This is a genomic window from Pseudomonas sp. CIP-10 (genome assembly GCF_020911845.1).
Classification (GTDB): Bacteria; Pseudomonadota; Gammaproteobacteria; order Pseudomonadales; family Pseudomonadaceae; genus Aquipseudomonas; species Aquipseudomonas alloputida.
Genome location: NZ_CP087160.1, coordinates 5,800,290 through 5,816,926 on the forward strand (window position 1 = coordinate 5,800,290; position 16,637 = coordinate 5,816,926).

The window sequence follows — 16,637 nt, forward strand, 5'->3', positions numbered from 1 at the left end:
TCTGGGTACCGCCGGCGCACGCGCTTTAAACGGGGCGCATTTTCCGACAACATGCGTCCGCACGCAAACCTTGACGCCAACCGGCTGTCGGTTTCGTGCAACAGGTTATTTCAAACCTTTTCAGGAGCAGCATCCATGGCTTACTGGCTGATGAAATCCGAGCCCGACGAGCTCTCCATCGAAGCCCTCGCACGCTTGGGCGAAGCGCGCTGGGACGGCGTGCGTAACTATCAGGCGCGTAATTTTCTGCGGGCCATGAGCGTGGGTGACGAGTTCTTCTTCTACCACTCCAGTTGCCCGCAACCCGGCATCGCCGGCATTGCCAAAATCACCCGCGCGGCCTACCCGGACCCGACCGCGCTGGACCCGGAAAGCCATTATCACGATGCCAAGGCCACGATCGACAAGAACCCGTGGAGCGCGGTGGATGTGGCCCACGTACAAACCTTTCCAAGGGTGCTGGAACTGGGGTGGCTGAAACAGCAGGCCGGTCTGGTCGAGTTGCCCCTGGTGCAAAAAGGCAGCCGCCTGTCGGTCATGCCGGTAACGCCCGAGCAATGGGCGGTGATTGTCGCGTTGCGCTGAATACGCAGCTAAGGTCAAGGGCTTGACCGATATCAACACGCCACACATGGCCGCCAGGCATGATGTACTGTGCATGACCGCAAGGATGCAGAACGATGAACCGATACGCCCCTAGAATCTTCGCCACTGCACTGATCGCACTGCTCGCTGCAGCAGGCGGGCTGGGGTACTGGAAGTCGCTTCACGACCAGTTGCCCGAAGGCCTGAGCATGGGCAACGGCCGCCTTGAAGCCACCGAAGTGCAGATCGCCAGCAAGATCCCCGGTCGCCTGGCCGAAGTACTGGTCGATGAAGGCGACAACGTGACCCGTGGCCAGCTACTGGCACGCATCGACACACGCACCATGGAAGCCCAGCGCAGCCAGGCCGAAGCCGAAGTGCTGCGCGCCCGAGAAAACTACGCCGCCGCCCAGGCCACCGTGCAACTGCGCCAGAGCGAACTGCTGTTGGCCAGCCAGGAGCTCAAGCGCGTACGCGAAATCTTCCAGCGCAAGTTCGCCAGCCAGCAGTTGCTCGACCAACAGCAGGCGCGCTTTGACACGGCCAACGCAGCAGTAGTCGCTGCCCGCGCCCAACTGGCAGCGATCAAGGCCGCCATTGGCGCCGCCGAAGCCCAAGTGGCGCAGCTCACCAGCGAAATCGACGACAGCAGCCTGCGTGCGCCCATCAACGGCATCATCCAGCTGCGCCTGGCCGAACCCGGTGAAGTGCTGGGTGCCGGCGGCCGTGTGCTGATGCTGATCGACCCCAGCGACCAGTACATGAACCTGTACCTCCCGGCCTCTACCAGCGGCCGGCTGACCGTAGGCGATCAGGCGCGCATCGTGCTCGACGCCCTGCCCGAGCGCGCACTGCCGGCCAAGGTGGCCTTTGTCGCAGCCAAGGCCCAGTTCACCCCCAAACAGGTGGAAACCCGCGACGAACGGCAAAAGCTGGTGTTCCGGGTCAAACTGCGCCTGAGCGACCCAGGCGCCGTGCCGCAAGCCAAACCAGGCATGCCAGGCGCCGGCTATGTACGCACGGCTGAGGTGGACTGGCCGGCCAACCTGCAATGAACGCCCCGGCACTGCTGGCCGAAGGCATCAGCCACCGTTACGGCGACGTGATAGCCCTCCACCCACTAGGCTTCAGCCTCCCTGTGGGTACCCGCTGCGCGCTGATAGGCCCTGACGGGGCTGGCAAGTCGACCCTGCTGGGGCTGATCGCCGGCGTGAAACGCCTACAGCAGGGAGAGCTGCAGGTGCTGGGTGGCTCGATCCGCCAACGCCGCCATCGCACGGCGCTCTACCCCAAAGTGGCGTTCATGCCGCAAGGGCTGGGCAACAACCTGTACCCGGAACTGTCGATCAGCGAGAACATCCGTTTTTTTGCCACCCTGTTCGGGCTGGGCCGCCGTGAGTGTGAACAGCGCATGGCCAATCTGTTGCAGGCCACCGACCTGCAGCGCTTTGCCCAGCGCCCGGCCGGCAAGCTGTCGGGGGGCATGAAGCAGAAGCTGGGCCTTTGCTGCGCGCTGATCCACGAGCCAGACCTGCTTATCCTGGACGAGCCGACCACCGGCGTCGACCCACTGTCGCGGCGGCGCTTCTGGGAGCTGGTTGAACAGGTTCGCGCACAACGCCCGCAACTGACCCTGCTGGTGGCTACCGCCTACATGGAAGAAGCCGAACAGTTCGAGCATTGCCTGATGCTCGATGGCGGCCGGCTGCTGGCCGCCGGCCCTAGCCACGAACTGGCTGCAGTCACCCCGAGCGGCAAACTGGATGATGCCTTTACCCACTACCAGGGCGCGGGCAAGGCGCAGCATCAACCACTGGCAATCCCGCCGCGCCAAGCCACGGACGGCCCGGTCGCCATCGAGGCACACGACCTGACCCTGCGCTTTGGCGACTTCACAGCGGTGAACAAGGTCAGTTTCGCCATTGGCCGCGGGGAGATCTTCGGCTTCCTGGGTTCCAACGGTTGCGGCAAGACCACCACCATGAAAGTGCTCACCGGCCTGATGCCGGCCAGCGAGGGCAGCGCCAGCCTGCTGGGGCGCCCGGTGGACGCCAGCGACCTGGCCACACGCAAGCGGGTCGGCTTCATGTCGCAGAGTTTCTCTCTGTATGGCGAGCTCAGCACCCGGCAGAACCTGGCCCTGCATGCCCGCCTGTTCGACTTGCCCAAAGCCGAGAGCGCCCAGCGCATCGATGAGCTGATCGAGCGCTTCGACCTCGCCGCTATCGCCGACCAACCGTCTGGCGCCCTGCCCCTTGGTTTGCGCCAGCGCCTGTCGCTGGCAGTGGCGGTTCTGCATCGCCCGGAAGTCTTGATCCTCGACGAACCGACCTCCGGCGTCGACCCCGCCGCCCGCGACGACTTCTGGCGCCTGCTGGTAGAGCTGTCCCGCGAGCAGGGCGTGACCATTTTCCTCTCCACCCACTTCATGAACGAAGCCCAGCGCTGCGATCGTATTTCGCTGATGCACGCCGGGCGGGTGCTGGCCTGCGACACGCCCGATGCCCTGCAGCACCAGTACCAGGGCGACACGCTGGAAGACGCGTTCGTCCGCTGCCTGGAACAGGCCCAGGAACTGGCGCCAGCCGCCACCGACAGCAGCGTGCTGGAACAGGCGTCCACCCCCACCCTACCGCTGCGCCAGGGTTTCAGCCTGCGTCGCCTGCTCGCAGTGGCCGGCCGTGAGGGCAAGGAGCTGCTGCGCGACAAGGTGCGCCTGGCCTTCGCCTTACTGGGTGCACTGTTCATGATGGTGATCTTCGGCTACGGCATTTCACTGGATGTGGAAAACCTCGCCTTCGCCGTGCACGATCAGGACCAGAGCCCGCAAAGTCGTGCCTACCTCGAAGCCTTCCGTGGCTCACGCTACTTCGCCGAACAGGCGCCGATCCGCGACAGCAGCGAGCTGCACCAGCGCCTGCAACGCTCGGAAATCAAACTGGCACTGGAAATTCCGCCCGGCTTTGGTCGCGACCTGTACGCCGGACGCCAGCCGGTGGTGGCTGCCTGGCTCGACGGTGGCATGCCGTTCCGCGCCGAAACCAGCCGCAACTACGTGGAAGCCGTGCACCAGGCCAACCTGGAGCAACTGGCAAAGGCCAGCCCACAACCGCAGCCACGCCAGGACCCGGTGCGCCTGGAAACGCGTTTCCGCTACAACCAGGATGTGGTCAGCGTGAACGCCATCGGCCCGGGCGTGATGGCACTGATACTGGCCTTCATTCCGGCCATGCTCACGGCACTGGGCATCGTGCGCGAGAAGGAGCTCGGCTCCATCACCAACTTCTACGCCACACCCCTCACCCGCCTGGAATTCCTGCTTGGCAAGCAGATGCCCTACCTGGCTGTGAGCCTGGTCAACCTGGCGCTGCTGGTGGCGATGAACCGCTGGCTGTTCGCCGTACCGCTCAAGGGCAGCGTACTGGCTTTGGCATGTGGCGGCGTGGCCTACCTGCTGGCAACCACCAGCCTGGGCCTGCTGATTTCGGCATTCACCCGCACCCAGATCGCCGCCATTCTCGGCACCATGATCATTACCAGCCTGCCGACCATCCAGTTTTCCGGGCTGATCGTGCCACGCTCGTCGCTGGACGGCGCGGCAGCGGTGATGGGCCAGTTGTTCCCGGCGGGCTACTTCCTCGACATCGCAGTCGGCACCTTCACCAAGGCGTTAGGCCTGCGCGAGTTGTGGCCGCAGTGCCTGATCCTGCTGAGCTTCTTTGCCGCGTTCACCGGCCTGAGCCTGGCAATGCTGAAAAAGCAGGAGGCCTGACATGTCGCGCCTGAACCACACCCTGCGCCTGGGCCTGAAAGAACTGACCAGCCTGCGCCATGACAGCGTCCTGCTGCTGTTCCTGTTATATGCCTTCAGCGTGGCGATCTACATGCCGGCAGCCGGCTCGGTGATCGGTGTACACAACGCCAGCGTGGCGGTGGTGGATGAAGACCATAGCCTGCTCTCGCGCAAGCTCAGCGAAGCCCTGCAACCGCCCGAGTTCCAGCCAGCCGTGCCGCTGCCTCCGCAGCGCCTGGACCAGGCCATGGACAGCGGCCAGTACACCTTCGTCATCAACATACCGGTGAACTTCCAGAGCGACCTGCTGGCCGGGCGCTCGCCGGAGCTGCAGATCAACGTCGATGCTACAGCCATGAGCCAAGCGTTCATGGGCGCCGGCTACATCGGCCGCATCTTCGAGCGCGAGCTGCTCGACTACAGCCAGCGTGGTAACGAGCAAAGCCCGGTGCTGATCAACCCCAAGGCGCTGTTCAACCCCAACCTGGAGGGGGGCTGGTTTCTGGCCGTGATCCAGATCGTCAACAACATCACCATCCTGGCGATCATCCTCACCGGGACCGCGCTGCTGCGCGAGCGTGAGCATGGCACCCTCGACCACCTGCTGGTGCTGCCGTTGACCGCGCTGGAGATCATGCTGGCCAAGATCGGCAGCAACGCGCTGGTGGTGGTGATCTGCACCTGGATTTCGTTGGTGGTAGTCGTCAAAGGTGCACTGGGCGTGCCGCTGTCTGGCTCGATGGGGCTGTTCCTGGCCGTGACCGCGCTGTACCTGTTCGCCAGTACATCGCTGGGCATTTTCCTCGCCACCCTGGCGCGCTCGACGCCGCAGTTCGGCCTGCTGGCGATCCCGGTGATCATCCCGATGCTGTTGCTGTCCGGCGGCAGCACACCTCTGGACAGCATGCCGCAGTGGCTGCAGTGGGTGATGCAAGGGTCACCCTCAACGCACTTTGTCAGCCTGAGTGCCGCAATCCTGTTCAGGGATGCCGGGTGGGCGGTGGTATGGCCGGATATCCTGGCGCTGGGCCTGATCGGCCTGGTGTTCTTCAGCGTGGCCCTCGCGCGGTTCCGCCGTACCCTGACGTCCTGAGCAAGGACGAGGGCCTGCGCAATCCCCACGGGGCCGGACTGGCAACTATCAGCGGTTATTGCACGATCAGGTTGTTGAACAGCAAGTCTTCAACGATCGGCTTACCCTCTTCCGCCTCCAGCACCTGCTGCACCTGTTTCAGCGCCTCTTGGCGAAGGTGCTCCTTGGCCTCGACGTTGCTCATGCTGTCCACCGTCTGCTGGGTGAACAGTGCCACCAGCTGGTTACGGATCAGCGGTTCGTGGTGCTTTACCGTCTTGGCCGCTTCGTCGCCCGTCACGCGCAGGGCCACGTCAGCCTTGTACACGCGCAGCCGCGGGCTGCCGTCGAGCGCATAGTTGCCAACGAAGGGCGGGCTCAGACTGATGTAGGCGACCTTGGGCACCCCTTCCTTGGCTTCCTCGGCCATGGCCGCAGCCGGCAACAGCAGCGCCAGCACCATCAAGATCCACGCTTTCACGAATTCGCTCCTCAATACAGTTGGCGCCAGCTTACCCAGCACACCGCTCAAACCCAAGCCCGGGCTTATGCCGGCCCATCAGGGCGGGCCATGCTCGTTGACCTGCCAAGCGGCCCTCCTACACTTATCGGCCACTACCCGCAAAGGAATAGCCCCGATGAAAGCTGTGTTGTGCAAAATCCTGGGTCCGGCGCGCAACCTGGTGCTGGAAGAGGTGGCCAGCCCACTGCCGAAGAAGAACGAGATCCTGCTGGACGTGCAGGCTGCCGGGGTCAACTTCCCCGACACCTTGATCATCGAAGGCAAGTACCAGTTCCAGCCACCGCTGCCGTTCTCTCCAGGTGGCGAGGCAGCAGGCGTGGTGGCCGCCGTCGGCGAAAAGGCCGGCGCGTTCAAGGTCGGCGACCGGGTCATGGCGCTCACCGGCTGGGGTGCGTTCGCCGAGCAAGTGGCGGTGCCGTTCTATAACGTTCTGCCGATCCCGGCGAGCATGGACTTCACCACCGCTGCGGCCTTCGGCATGACCTACGGCACCTCGATGCACGCCCTGCGCCAGCGTGGCCAGTTGCAAGCCGGCGAGACCCTGCTGGTAATGGGCGCTTCCGGCGGGGTGGGCCTGGCGGCGGTGGAGATCGGCAAGGCCATGGGCGCGCGGGTGATCGCGGCGGCCAGCAGTGCCGAGAAACTGGCCGTGGCCAAGGCTGCCGGGGCGGATGAGCTGATCGACTACAGCCAGGCCAACCTGCGCGAAGAAATCAAACGCCTGACCGGTGGCCAGGGCGTGGACGTGATCTATGACCCGGTCGGTGGAGAGCTGTTCGAACAAGCGGTGCGCGGGTTGGCCTGGAATGGCAGGCTGCTGGTGGTGGGTTTTGCCAGTGGCAGCATTCCACAGCTGGCGGCCAACCTGGTGCTGCTCAAGGGCGCGGCGGTACTGGGCGTGTTCTGGGGGGCATTTGCCCAGCGCCAGCCGGAGGACAACGCGGCCAACTTTCACCAGCTGTTTGCCTGGCATGCCGAGGGCAAGTTGAAGCCGCTGGTGTCGCAGACTTATCCACTGGAAGAAGCCGGGGCTGCTATCGAGAAGCTGGGGCAACGGCAGGCGGTGGGTAAGTTGGTGGTGCTGGCCAGGTAAGGCAGTACCGGCCTCTGCGCGGTCGCCTGTAGGCGCGGGTTTACCCGCGAAAGGGCCGGGCCTGCCGGCCAATTCCACCCGCCGTTCACCGTTGTCGGCACCACCGTATTCGCGGGTAAACCCGCGCCTACAGGGATTACCCGCGAAGAGGCCGGAACAGGTTGCTCACACTTCGCGCAGATTGTGGCAACGCCTGAATCGCGCTTCCAGGTTGCGATCGGGCATCTGGTGACTGCGCAGTGCATTCAAGGTCTGCTCGACATAGTCACGCGTGGTGCCATAACGCCCCTTGGCACTGGCCAGGATCTGGCTGAGCAAGGTATCCGGCAAGTTACCGGCATAGCACGGCAGATGCCGCTCCAGTACAAAGCCCAAGGCCTGCACCTTGCTACCATCGCCCAGGCGGCAGTTGAGCCAGTGCGGCCGGTATGCCGGATAGGGCATCTCGCGTTGCCACAGGGCCATCAGTGAGTCGTCCAGGTTGCGTTCATCCAGCCGGTAGGCAAAGCCGCTGCAGGAGCCACCGCGGTCCAGGCCAAACACCAGCCCGGGCGTTTCCGGGGTACCGCGATGTTCATGCGACCACAGGTACAAGCCACGGTGATAACCATGTACCCGCGCGCGCTGGCGCTCCACCGAATTGCACTCCGGGCGCCAGATCAACGAACCATAGGCAAACAGCCACACCGGCCCACCCTGATGCCTGGACATGGTTGTTTTCATGGAGCTGAACAACTGTTCGCGAGTATGTTGCTGACCGAAATCAAGTGCCGGAGGGTATGAAACTTCCCAAGACATACTTTCAAGTGCCGACATAAGCTGCCGCCATTATTCCTGTGAACTACGGATGTAGCGAGCTTCGATTACGCTGCGGCCCCAGGCCGCTTTACCAAGGGCGCTTGCAGTAACCATAGGCCAGAATTGCAGGAATACTCAAGCCCTTGAGCTCGTGTTTCATACACGGCTCCGACGACTGGGAAGTACTGTTTCAGCAGCGGTGAAAGTTATTGGCCAAGGCGGTAACAATTACCGCCTTATACCGACACTTTCAAACTTCGGTTATTAACCGCGCGGCGCGTAGGCGAACACATCGGCACGCATGCGGTGCGCATCCATACCGGCTTGGACCAGGGCGTCGAGCGTGGCGTAGATCATGTTCGGTGAGCCGCTGGCATACACATGCACGCTATTGAGGTCGGCAATGTCGTCGCAGACCGCTTCATGCAGCAAGCCGCAGCGGCCTTCCCAGCCACACAGGTCGCTGACCACTTGATGCAGGAACAGGTTAGGCAGACGCTGCCATTCGTCCCAGTGCTCGATCTGATAGAAATCCTCGGGCCGGCGCACCCCCCAGTACAGGTGTACCGGGTGCTTGAAGCCCTGAGCCCGGCAGTGCTCGACCAGGCTGTGCATCTGGCCCATGCCAGTGCCGGCGGCAATCAGCACCAGCGGCCCGTCGGGCAGCTCGGCCAGGTGGGTGTCGCCAAACGGCATTTCAATGCGCGCCAGGCCATCTCGCCTCAGCTGGTCGATCAGTTGCACCGCACTGGGCTCACGCGCCAGCACATGCAGCTCCAGTTCACGCCCGGCATGTGGCGCGGACGCCAGCGAGAAAGCTGCCTGCTTGCCGCCCTCACGTTCGATCATCAGGTATTGCCCCGCGTGATAACGCAGAGGTTTACCGGCAGGCGCACGCAGGCGCACCCGCCAGACGTCGCCGCCGACGTCGACGCACTCACTGACGCTGCACGCCAGCTTGCGCACTGGCAGCTCGCCCAAGGCAAGCACACCGTCCCAGAGCAACACGCAGTCCTCCAGCGGTTCGGCAATGCAGGTGAACAACTCACCATGGTCGCGGACTTCGCCATCCTGGCGAACCCGTCCTTCAACCAACAACGCGGCGCAAACATGGCAATTGCCATTGCGGCAGCTGTTTGGGCAGTCATAGCCCAGCCGCCGTGCTCCATCCAGGATCCGTTCCCCGGGTTCAAGCGCCAGCACCGCCCCGGACGGCTGCAACGTTACCTGCATCAATCTATTCCCAACTGATCCCACAGCTCATCGATACGGCGGGTGACGGCCTCATCCTTGACGATGACCCGGCCCCATTCGCGTGTAGTCTCGCCCGGCCACTTGTGCGTAGCGTCCAGGCCCATCTTCGAACCCAGCCCCGACACCGGTGACGCAAAGTCCAGGTAGTCGATCGGGGTATTGTCAATCATTACCGTATCACGCTTGGGGTCCATGCGCGTGGTAATAGCCCAGATCACATCGTTCCAGTCACGAGCGTTGATATCGTCATCGGTGACAATAACGAACTTGGTGTACATGAACTGTCGCAGGAACGACCACACACCCAGCATTACGCGCTTGGCGTGGCCTGGGTACTGTTTCTTCATGGTCACCACCGCCATCCGGTACGAGCAGCCTTCCGGCGGCAGGTAGAAGTCGGTGATTTCCGGGAACTGCTTCTGCAGGATCGGCACGAACACTTCGTTCAGCGCCACGCCGAGAATGGCCGGCTCATCTGGCGGCCGGCCGGTGTAGGTGCTGTGGTAGATCGGTTTTTGCCGGTGGGTGATGCGCTCAACGGTGAACACCGGGAAACTGTCCACTTCGTTGTAGTAGCCCGTGTGATCGCCGTAAGGGCCTTCCGGGGCCATTTCGCCTGGGTGGATCACCCCTTCCAGAATGATCTCGGCGGTTGCCGGTACCTGCAGGTTGCTGCCACGGCACTTGACCAGCTCGGTGCGATTGCCTCGCAGCAGGCCGGCGAAGGCGTACTCAGAAAGAGTGTCCGGTACCGGGGTCACGGCGCCGAGAATGGTCGCCGGGTCAGCGCCCAGCGCCACGGCGACCGGAAACGGCTGGCCGGGGTTCTTCTCGCACCACTCTCGGTAGTCGAGGGCGCCGCCACGGTGGCTGAGCCAGCGCATGATCACCTTGTTGCGGCCGATCACCTGCTGGCGGTAGATGCCCAGGTTCTGGCGGTCCTTGTTCGGGCCACGGGTCACGGTGAGGCCCCAGGTAATCAGCGGCGCCACGTCGCCAGGCCAGCAGTGCTGAATCGGCAATGCGCCGAGGTCGACATCATCCCCCTCGACCACCACTTCCTGGCACACCGCGTCCTTGACCACTTTTGGCGCCATCGACACGACCTTCTTGAAGATCGGCAACTTCGACCAGGCGTCCTTCAGGCCCTTGGGCGGCTCGGGCTCCTTGAGGAAGGCCAGCAGCTTGCCGATTTCCCGCAGTTCGCTGACCGACTCGGCGCCCATGCCCATGGCCACCCGCTCCGGGGTACCGAACAGGTTGCCCAGCACGGGGATGTCGAAGCCGGTGGGCTTTTCGAACAACAATGCCGGGCCCTTGGCGCGCAGGGTGCGGTCGCAGACCTCGGTCATTTCCAGGACGGGGGAGATCGGTACCTGGATGCGCTTGAGCTCGCCGCGCTGTTCCAGGCCACGGATGAAGTCGCGCAAGTCGCGATACTGCATGCAGGAGCCTCGTGTTGGCCGTATCGGTCGGGGTGCAGAGTGTAGCGCCGTTCGGACCTTGTTTGGGGGTGAAAATGCATTGGGGCCGCTTTGCACCCCTTCGCGGGCAAGCCCGCTCCTACAAGGGCCGCAATGACCTGTGTAGGAGCGGGCTTGCCCGCGAAGGGCCGCAAGGCGGCCCCAATCAATCCAGCCTGAAACGCTCGCTTACTTGCGCTTCATCGACAGGAAGAACTCATCGTTGGTCTTGGTCTGCTTGAGCTTGTCGACCAGGAACTCGATGGCAGCGATTTCGTCCATCGGGTGCAGCAGCTTGCGCAGAATCCACATACGCTGCAGTTCGTCGTCAGCGGTCAGCAACTCTTCGCGGCGGGTACCGGAGCGGTTGATGTTGATGGCCGGGAACACACGCTTCTCGGCGATGCGGCGGTCCAGCGGCAGCTCCATGTTGCCGGTGCCCTTGAACTCTTCGTAGATCACTTCGTCCATCTTCGAGCCGGTTTCAACCAGCGCAGTGGCGATAATGGTCAGCGAACCGCCTTCCTCGATGTTACGCGCAGCACCGAAGAAGCGCTTGGGCTTCTCGAGGGCGTGGGCGTCGACACCACCGGTCAGCACCTTGCCGGAGCTCGGGATCACGGTGTTGTAGGCACGCGCCAGTCGAGTGATCGAGTCCAGCAGGATAACCACATCTTTCTTGTGCTCGACCAGGCGCTTGGCCTTCTCGATCACCATCTCGGCAACCTGCACGTGGCGGGTTGGCGGCTCGTCGAAGGTGGAAGCAACCACTTCGCCACGCACGGTGCGCTGCATTTCGGTCACTTCTTCCGGGCGCTCGTCGATCAGCAGGACGATCAGGTGGCACTCGGGGTTGTTACGGGTGATGTTGGCCGCAATGTTCTGCAGCATGATCGTCTTACCGGCTTTCGGCGGGGCAACGATCAGGCCGCGCTGGCCTTTGCCGATCGGGGCGCACAGGTCGATGACGCGACCGGTCAAGTCCTCGGTGGAGCCGTTACCGGCCTCCATCTTCAGGCGCTTGTTCGGGAACAGCGGCGTCAGGTTTTCGAACAGGATCTTGTTCTTCGCGTTTTCCGGGCGGTCGAAGTTGATGGTATCGACCTTCAGCAGGGCGAAGTAACGCTCCCCTTCCTTCGGTGGGCGGATCTTGCCGACGATGGTGTCGCCGGTACGCAGGTTGAAACGGCGGATCTGGCTGGGCGAGACATAGATGTCGTCTGGGCCGGCCAGGTAGGACGCATCAGCCGAACGCAGGAAACCGAAACCATCCTGGAGAATCTCCAGCACGCCGTCACCCGAGATCTCTTCGCCGCTTTTCGCATGCTTCTTCAGCAGGGCGAAAATCACGTCCTGTTTGCGCGAACGGGCCATGTTTTCGATGCCCATCTGTTCGGCCATTTCCAAAAGATCGGTAATCGGCTTTTGCTTGAGTTCAGTCAGGTTCATAAGGGGAATGACGTAATCATGTAAGAAGGGAGAATTAAGCTTCTGGCTTAATGAGGCCGCGCCGCTGGATGGCGACAGGATCGCGTACTGATTCGAATTAGGGATGCTTCGGCGACGGCATGTAGAGGGCACTGGAAAAGCAGTGCGAGGCCGAATGTAACACTTGCTTTTTTCTGCGTCTAGTGCTCTGAAAAAGAAAAGCCCCGCATTTGCGGGGCCTTTTCACATCACAGGTGGGCGTCGAGGAATGCGGCCAGCTGCGATTTGGACAGTGCACCAACCTTGGTGGCTTCGACGTTGCCGTTCTTGAACAGCATCAGCGTCGGGATACCACGCACACCGTGCTTGGCCGGGGTTTCCTGGTTCTCGTCGATGTTCAGCTTGGCGACGGTCAGTTTGCCCTCGTAGGTGGAAGCGATGTCGTCCAGAACCGGAGCGATCATCTTGCATGGACCGCACCATTCAGCCCAGTAGTCGACCAGTACCGCGCCTTCGGCCTTCAGGACATCGGCTTCGAAGGAGGCGTCGGTGACATGTTTGATCAGATCGCTGCTCATGGATATCTCCAGGGTCGTAAGCAAAAAACGTGGCCCATGATAGCCGCACCTACGCCGGACAGGAAGCCACGGACGATTGAGTGTAACTATAGTTGCGCAAGACGGCGCGAATCGAAACTGTCATATGGCCGTCATAGAATCGAATGGCACATTGCCTTGCATCAAGGCCAGTACAACGGCTGAGTGTCACGCGTTGGCGATAGCCTGCTATCGTGGCACGATTGCCAGGTTAACGACCGAGAACAACCAGATCATGCCGCATACCATCGCGAAGAACCTGTCCCTGATCGCCGCCATCGACCTTGGCTCCAACAGTTTTCACATGGTCGTGGCCAAGGCCCACCATACCGAAATCCGTATCCTTGAGCGGCTCGGCGAGAAGGTTCAACTGGCCGCCGGCATCGACGAAGAGCGCATGCTCAGTGAAGAGGCAATGGAAAGGGGCCTGGATTGCCTCAAGCGCTTTTCCCAGCTGATCAACGGCATGCCGGCAGGCGCCGTGCGTATCGTCGGTACCAACGCCTTGCGCGAAGCGCGCAACCGTAACGAATTCATCCAGCGCGCCGAAGCCATCCTCGGCCACCCGGTGGAGGTCATCTCTGGCCGTGAAGAGGCGCGCCTGATCTACCTGGGCGTGTCGCACACCCTGGCCGACACCCCCGGCAAGCGCCTGGTGGCCGACATCGGCGGCGGCAGTACCGAGTTCATCATCGGCCAGCGCTTCGAGCCGCTGCTGCGTGAAAGCCTGCAGATGGGTTGCGTGAGCTTTACCCAGCGTTACTTCCGCGACGGCAAGATCACCCCGGCCCGCTATGCCCAGGCCTACACGGCCGCGCGCCTGGAACTGATGAGCATCGAAAATGCCCTGCACCGCCTGACCTGGGATGAGGCCATCGGCTCATCCGGCACCATTCGCGCCATCGGCGCTGCCATCAAGGCCGGTGGCCTGGGCAATGGCGAGGTCAACGCCGAAGGCCTGGCCTGGGTCAAACGCAAGCTGTTCAAGCTGGGCGAGGTCGACAAGATCGACTTCGACGGCGTCAAGCCAGACCGCCGCACTATCTTCCCGGCGGGCTTGGCGATTCTCGAAGCGATCTTCGATGCCCTTGAACTGAACCGCATGGACCACTGCGACGGCGCCCTGCGCGAAGGTGTGCTGTTCGATCTGCTTGGCCGCCACCACCACGAAGACGTGCGCGAACGCACCCTGAACTCGCTGATGGAGCGCTATCACGTGGACCAGGGCCAGGCTGCGCGCGTCGAGCGCAAGGCGTTGCACGCATTCGACCAGGTGGCCGACGCTTGGAACCTGAAAGACGGAAACTGGCGCGATCTACTGGGCTGGGCCGCGAAAGTGCACGAAATCGGGCTGGACATTGCCCATTATCACTACCACAAGCACGGCGCCTATCTGATCGAGCACTCGGACCTGGCAGGCTTTTCCCGGGAAGATCAGCAGATGATGGCCCTGCTGGTACGCGGCCACCGCCGCAACATCCCCAAGGACCGTTACGCCGAACTGGGTGATGAAGGGGTCAAACTGCTGCGCCTGTGCGTGCTGCTGCGCTTTGCCATCCTGTTCCACCACATCCGCGGCACTCAGCAAATGCCAAAGGTAGAACTGCACGGCGGAGACAACAGCCTGGATGTAGCCTTCCCTGACGGTTGGCTGGAGCAGAACCAGCTGACCCAGGCCGACTTCGCCAACGAGGCGGAGTGGCTGGCCCGGGTCGGCTTCGTCCTCAGCGTACGTTGAGGACCGGGTTGCTCAGGCGCTCCAGCAAGGTCGCCTGAACGCTGCGCGGGTTCTGGTTGCCGGTCGGGGTGCTGCGCACGTAGCGCCCGTCCGGCTGCAAGGTCCAGGCGTGGGTATTGTCGGTCAGGTAGCCTTCCAGCTCCTTCTTCACCCGCAGCAACAGTTTCTTGCCTTCCACCGGGAAGCAGGTCTCGACACGCTTGTCGAGGTTGCGCTCCATCCAGTCGGCGCTGGACAGGTAGATCTGCTCTTCGCCGCCATTGAGGAAGTAGAACACCCGCGTGTGCTCGAGGAAGCGGCCAATGATCGAGCGCACCTGGATGTTGTGCGAAACCCCCGGAATGCCCGGGCGCAGGCAGCACATGCCACGCACCACCAAGTCGATTTTCACGCCCGACTGACTGGCCTTGTACAGCGCCTTGATGACTTTGGCGTCAGTCAGCGAGTTGAACTTGGCGATGATGTGCGCCGGCTTGCCTTCAAGGGCAAACTGGGTTTCCCGCGCGATCATGTCGAGCATGCCCTTTTTCAGGGTGAACGGCGCATGCAGCAGCTTCTTCATGCGCAAGGTCTTGCCCATGCCGATCAACTGGCTGAACAGCTTGCCGACGTCTTCGGTGAGCGCATCGTCAGAGGTCAGCAGGCTGTAGTCGGTGTACAGGCGGGCGTTGCCGGCGTGGTAGTTACCGGTACCCAGGTGCGCATAACGCACGATCTCGCCCTGCTCGCGGCGCAGAATCAGCATCATCTTGGCGTGGGTCTTGAACCCGACCACACCGTAGATCACTACCGCACCGGCCGCTTGCAGGCGGCTGGCCATCTGCAGGTTGGACTCTTCGTCAAAGCGCGCACGCAACTCGATCACCGCAGTGACCTCCTTGCCGTTACGCGCTGCGTCCACCAGGGCGTCGACGATTTCCGAGTTAGCCCCCGAGCGGTACAGGGTCTGGCGCACGGCGAGCACGTGCGGGTCCTTGGCGGCCTGGCGCAGCAGGTCGACCACTGGCGTGAAGGACTCGAACGGGTGCATCAGCAGGATGTCCTGCTTACTGATCACACTGAAAATGTTGTCAGCGTTCGCCAGCAGCTTGGGGATCGCCGGGGTGAACGGTGTGTATTGCAGCTCCGGGTGGCTGTCCAGGCCGGTGATGCTGAACAGGCGGGTGAGGTTGACCGGGCCATTGACCTGGTACAGCTCACTTTCGCTGAGGCTGAACTGCTTCAACAGGTAGTCCGACAGGTGTTTCGGGCAGGTGTCGGCCACTTCCAGGCGCACGGCATCACCGTAGCGGCGCGAGAACAGCTCGCCGCGCAGCGCGCGGGCCAGGTCGTCGACCTCTTCAGAGTCAAGCGCCAGGTCGGCGTTGCGCGTCAGACGGAACTGATAGCAGCCCTTCACCTTCATGCCCTGGAACAGGTCGTCGGCGTGCGCGTGGATCATCGACGACAGGAACACATAGTTTGCGCCCGGGCCGCCCACCTCTTCCGGCACGCGAATAACCCGCGGCAGCAGGCGTGGCGCCGGAATGATCGCCAGGCCCGAGTCGCGACCGAAGGCGTCCACCCCCTCGAGCTCGACGATGAAGTTGAGGCTCTTGTTCACCAGCAGCGGGAACGGGTGAGTCGGGTCGAGGCCAATCGGGGTAATGATCGGGGCAATTTCGTCGCGGAAGTAGCGGCGTACCCAGGTCTTGAGCTTGGGTGTCCAGTAGCGGCGGCGGATGAAGCGGATCTGGTGCTTTTCCAGCTCTGGCAGCAGCACGTCGTTAAGGATCGCGTACTGGCGCTCTACCTCGATGTGCACCAGTTCGCTGATACGCGCCAGCGCCTGGTGCGGTTGCAGGCCATCGGCGCCGGCCTGTTCACGGGCGAAGTTGATCTGCTTCTTCAGGCCTGCGACACGAATCTCAAAGAACTCGTCGAGGTTGCTGGAGAAGATCAACAGGAACTTGAGGCGTTCCAGCAGCGGGTAGCTCTCATCCAGTGCCTGCTCCAGCACCCGGATATTGAACTGCAGTTGCGAGAGTTCGCGATGAATGTACAGGCTGCTGTCGTCCAGGCCAGGGACGGCGATGGCCGGGGACGGCGCGGGCACCGGAGCTGCAGGCTCGGCCACCGGCTCCGCTACAGGCTCAGCCGCCGGAGGCAGGTCTGGCGGGGTCTGCAGCATCTCTTCTGGGAGCTCCTGAGCATCCTTGATCGCGACAGGGCTTAGCACTTCATTATTCATCTGGCGTTCCTGAGGACGTTAACGCCCTATCATCTATTGAGCGGCAAGATAAGCGCCCATTATG

Annotated in this window: 13 protein-coding genes; 6 read left to right on the plus strand and 7 right to left on the minus strand. The window is 62.6% G+C overall.

The annotated features are described in order from the left end of the window. Positions 1 to 135: 135 nt before the first annotated feature. The 4 genes from LMH93_RS26110 (at position 136) to LMH93_RS26125 (ending at position 5,471) form a co-directional block, all read left to right on the plus strand. A complete protein-coding gene (locus tag LMH93_RS26110) occupies positions 136 to 585 on the plus strand; it encodes an EVE domain-containing protein (RefSeq protein WP_003253680.1) in 450 nt (149 codons plus the stop codon). Positions 586 to 680: 95 nt separating this feature from the next. Continuing rightward, positions 681 to 1,640: an HlyD family secretion protein gene (locus tag LMH93_RS26115; protein ID WP_003253678.1), complete on the plus strand. Its 960-nt coding sequence runs from the start codon at positions 681 to 683 to the stop codon at positions 1,638 to 1,640. Next, a complete protein-coding gene (gene rbbA, locus LMH93_RS26120; RefSeq protein ID WP_014754796.1) occupies positions 1,637 to 4,357 on the plus strand; it encodes a ribosome-associated ATPase/putative transporter RbbA in 2,721 nt (906 codons plus the stop codon). Before LMH93_RS26115 ends, rbbA begins: the two co-directional genes overlap by 4 nt. Position 4,358: 1 nt before the next feature. Continuing rightward, positions 4,359 to 5,471, plus strand: coding sequence for an ABC transporter permease (locus tag LMH93_RS26125; RefSeq protein ID WP_014754797.1), 1,113 nt, complete (start codon positions 4,359 to 4,361; stop codon positions 5,469 to 5,471). Positions 5,472 to 5,526: 55 nt separating this feature from the next. Here LMH93_RS26125 and LMH93_RS26130 read toward each other — a convergent pair whose 3' ends face one another. Continuing rightward, entirely contained in the window at positions 5,527 to 5,931 is a 405-nt protein-coding gene (locus tag LMH93_RS26130) for a flagellar basal body-associated protein FliL (protein ID WP_003253671.1), read from the minus strand. Between the two features lie 157 nt (positions 5,932 to 6,088). Here LMH93_RS26130 and LMH93_RS26135 point away from each other — a divergent pair, with 157 nt between their 5' ends. Then, positions 6,089 to 7,066, plus strand: a complete 978-nt coding sequence (locus tag LMH93_RS26135) for an NADPH:quinone oxidoreductase family protein (protein WP_230064737.1) — start codon at positions 6,089 to 6,091, stop codon at positions 7,064 to 7,066. Positions 7,067 to 7,231: 165 nt separating this feature from the next. Here the strand turns inward: LMH93_RS26135 and LMH93_RS26140 are convergent, their stop codons facing one another. From LMH93_RS26140 to trxA, 5 genes are all read right to left on the minus strand, one after another. Further along, positions 7,232 to 7,882 carry a gamma-glutamylcyclotransferase gene (locus LMH93_RS26140; protein ID WP_012054059.1) on the minus strand — a complete coding sequence of 217 codons (651 nt, stop codon included), beginning with the start codon at positions 7,880 to 7,882 and terminating at the stop codon, positions 7,232 to 7,234. Positions 7,883 to 8,128: 246 nt separating this feature from the next. After that, a complete protein-coding gene (locus tag LMH93_RS26145) occupies positions 8,129 to 9,097 on the minus strand; it encodes a CDP-6-deoxy-delta-3,4-glucoseen reductase (RefSeq protein ID WP_230064738.1) in 969 nt (322 codons plus the stop codon). After that, positions 9,097 to 10,563, minus strand: a complete 1,467-nt coding sequence (ubiD, locus tag LMH93_RS26150; protein WP_020192776.1) for a 4-hydroxy-3-polyprenylbenzoate decarboxylase — start codon at positions 10,561 to 10,563, stop codon at positions 9,097 to 9,099. The genes LMH93_RS26145 and ubiD overlap by 1 nt, the downstream gene beginning before the upstream one ends. A gap of 207 nt (positions 10,564 to 10,770) precedes the next feature. Beyond that, the gene (gene rho / locus LMH93_RS26155) at positions 10,771 to 12,030 is read right to left on the minus strand and encodes a transcription termination factor Rho (protein WP_003253661.1); all 1,260 of its coding nucleotides are present in this window, start codon (positions 12,028 to 12,030) and stop codon (positions 10,771 to 10,773) included. Positions 12,031 to 12,257: 227 nt separating this feature from the next. Beyond that, positions 12,258 to 12,587 carry a thioredoxin TrxA gene (gene trxA, locus LMH93_RS26160; RefSeq protein WP_003253660.1) on the minus strand — a complete coding sequence of 110 codons (330 nt, stop codon included), beginning with the start codon at positions 12,585 to 12,587 and terminating at the stop codon, positions 12,258 to 12,260. Between the two features lie 253 nt (positions 12,588 to 12,840). On the opposite strand from trxA, the gene ppx reads away from it, so the two are divergent. Then, a complete protein-coding gene (gene ppx / locus LMH93_RS26165) occupies positions 12,841 to 14,343 on the plus strand; it encodes an exopolyphosphatase (protein WP_003253659.1) in 1,503 nt (500 codons plus the stop codon). On the opposite strand, the gene ppk1 is transcribed toward ppx, so the two are convergent. Next, entirely contained in the window at positions 14,330 to 16,573 is a 2,244-nt protein-coding gene (gene ppk1, locus LMH93_RS26170; RefSeq protein ID WP_003253658.1) for a polyphosphate kinase 1, read from the minus strand. The two genes, ppx and ppk1, sit on opposite strands and share 14 nt — an antisense overlap. Positions 16,574 to 16,637: the final 64 nt, after the last annotated feature.

What these genes read in the sequence shown, in the direction of transcription:
- LMH93_RS26110 (WP_003253680.1), top strand. Translation starts at nt 136, where the DNA reads ATGGCTTACTGGCTGATGAAATCCGAGCCCGACGAGCTCTCCATCGAA.
- LMH93_RS26115 (WP_003253678.1), top strand. Translation starts at nt 681, where the DNA reads ATGAACCGATACGCCCCTAGAATCTTCGCCACTGCACTGATCGCACTG.
- rbbA (WP_014754796.1), top strand. Translation starts at nt 1,637, where the DNA reads ATGAACGCCCCGGCACTGCTGGCCGAAGGCATCAGCCACCGTTACGGC.
- LMH93_RS26125 (WP_014754797.1), top strand. Translation starts at nt 4,359, where the DNA reads ATGTCGCGCCTGAACCACACCCTGCGCCTGGGCCTGAAAGAACTGACC.
- LMH93_RS26135 (WP_230064737.1), top strand. Translation starts at nt 6,089, where the DNA reads ATGAAAGCTGTGTTGTGCAAAATCCTGGGTCCGGCGCGCAACCTGGTG.
- LMH93_RS26140 (WP_012054059.1), bottom strand. Translation starts at nt 7,882, where the DNA reads ATGTCGGCACTTGAAAGTATGTCTTGGGAAGTTTCATACCCTCCGGCA.
- LMH93_RS26145 (WP_230064738.1), bottom strand. Translation starts at nt 9,097, where the DNA reads ATGCAGGTAACGTTGCAGCCGTCCGGGGCGGTGCTGGCGCTTGAACCC.
- ubiD (WP_020192776.1), bottom strand. Translation starts at nt 10,563, where the DNA reads ATGCAGTATCGCGACTTGCGCGACTTCATCCGTGGCCTGGAACAGCGC.
- rho (WP_003253661.1), bottom strand. Translation starts at nt 12,030, where the DNA reads ATGAACCTGACTGAACTCAAGCAAAAGCCGATTACCGATCTTTTGGAA.
- trxA (WP_003253660.1), bottom strand. Translation starts at nt 12,587, where the DNA reads ATGAGCAGCGATCTGATCAAACATGTCACCGACGCCTCCTTCGAAGCC.
- ppx (WP_003253659.1), top strand. Translation starts at nt 12,841, where the DNA reads ATGCCGCATACCATCGCGAAGAACCTGTCCCTGATCGCCGCCATCGAC.
- ppk1 (WP_003253658.1), bottom strand. Translation starts at nt 16,573, where the DNA reads ATGAATAATGAAGTGCTAAGCCCTGTCGCGATCAAGGATGCTCAGGAG.